This window comes from Bizionia argentinensis JUB59, from assembly GCF_000224335.1.
Lineage (GTDB): Bacteria > Bacteroidota > Bacteroidia > Flavobacteriales > Flavobacteriaceae > Algorimicrobium > Algorimicrobium argentinense.
The window spans coordinates 1-1,409 of record NZ_AFXZ01000054.1 but is presented as its reverse complement, the minus strand read 5'-3'; the positions used below and the strand labels follow the sequence as shown (position 1 = coordinate 1,409).

The following is a 1,409-nucleotide window of genomic DNA, read 5'->3' as shown; positions in this document are numbered from 1 at the left end:
TAGTTTTAGCTAAACCAAAGTTAGTTGCTCGTTTGCTAGCTTCTGATTTTCCTTCGGAAAATCCTCGCACACAAACACGCAACTTTCCTTATACATAAACGTTGTGCAACATCTGAAAAAACTATGGCGAGAAAAATCGGAATTTTAATTTTAACAATAATCTTGACACCAATTTTCGCTGGAATTTATGGAATCTTGCACGACCAATTATCCTACACAATCTCACCCGAATATTTTACCAAATTCAAATTTGAACAGTTCGGATTTGTCGAATACGGATTTGAAAATAAACGCGCAACTGTTGCGATAATTGGACTTTGGGCAACTTGGTGGACAGGATTGATAATTGGAGCTATATCTGGAATTGTTGGTCTAATTCAACCGACTTCTAAAATTATGCGTAAAAGTGTTTTCGGTGCAATTATTCGGACTTTAGGAATCGCTATCGGATTTGGACTTTTAGGAATGTTAGTTGGCCAATTCATTGTTGCAGGAATTAACACGGAATGGAATATACCAAAGAATCTGGTTGATAGAGTTGCGTTTTTGACAGTCGGAACAATGCATAATTTTAGCTATATTGGTGGTTTAATCGGACTGATTTTCGGAACGATTTATCAAGTGCGATTGAAAAAAGACGTTGCACAACAATGTGTATAATCAATGGCTTGTCCTCGCCTACTTGGAAAATCCTGCGGATTTTCCAATGGTAAGTACCTGTTTGCAATTGTCCGTGCTAAACCACGCCACTGCTCATACACCAAACGTTAGCAGCAATTTGAAAACAACGAATGAAGTACTTTATAACATTCTTATTATTAATTACGATTTTGACTTATGGTCAAGTAATGGACACCGACTTTCCTCTGTTTGTGAATATCTCATTAATCGTTTTGATTTTTTTAATATCTTTTTTAGAAAAATATTCTATTGTAAACAAAAACTTTGAATCAGACTTTCGAATTAGAAGCCAAAGAAAGAAGGTAGTTGGATTTTTATTAGTTATTGCAACGTTTTGGACAACACTCATATTTCTGAACGAGAATTATAAAAACTTAATTTTTATAGTTTTTATTTTTTGGTCTGATCCAATTACTGAATTTATTATGAATTTCGTTTATAAAATGAAAAAGCCATATACCCTATTCATAAAAGACAATGAACTAATTTTAAACAACCGTTGGACTCAAAAAAGAAATCTGAATGAACTCACTCAAATTCAATTTGACCGATTTAGTAAAAACCTAAAGCTTGATTTCAAATCAAAATCAACGGTAACAATAAAAACAGTAGAATACAATGTTGAGGATATTGAAAAACTACTTGAAATTATGATTGAAAAATCCGAAAATAATGTTTTTATTCCTCAAAATTATGAATCGAAAATAAAGAAAACTGCTGCTAACACC

The 1,409-nt window shown here is 32.7% G+C and carries 2 protein-coding genes; both read left to right on the top strand.

Annotation, left to right across the window (positions count from 1 at the left end; translation table 11 throughout):
* Nucleotides 1–123: 123 nt before the first annotated feature.
* Nucleotides 124–660 (top strand): hypothetical protein, encoded by a 537-nt coding sequence (locus BZARG_RS12885; protein ID WP_040288754.1) that lies wholly within the window; start codon nt 124–126, stop codon nt 658–660.
* A 131-nt stretch (nt 661–791) separates the two neighbouring features.
* The coding region (locus BZARG_RS15805) for a hypothetical protein (protein WP_040288752.1) at nt 792–1,409 on the top strand (618 nt) is incomplete at its 3' end.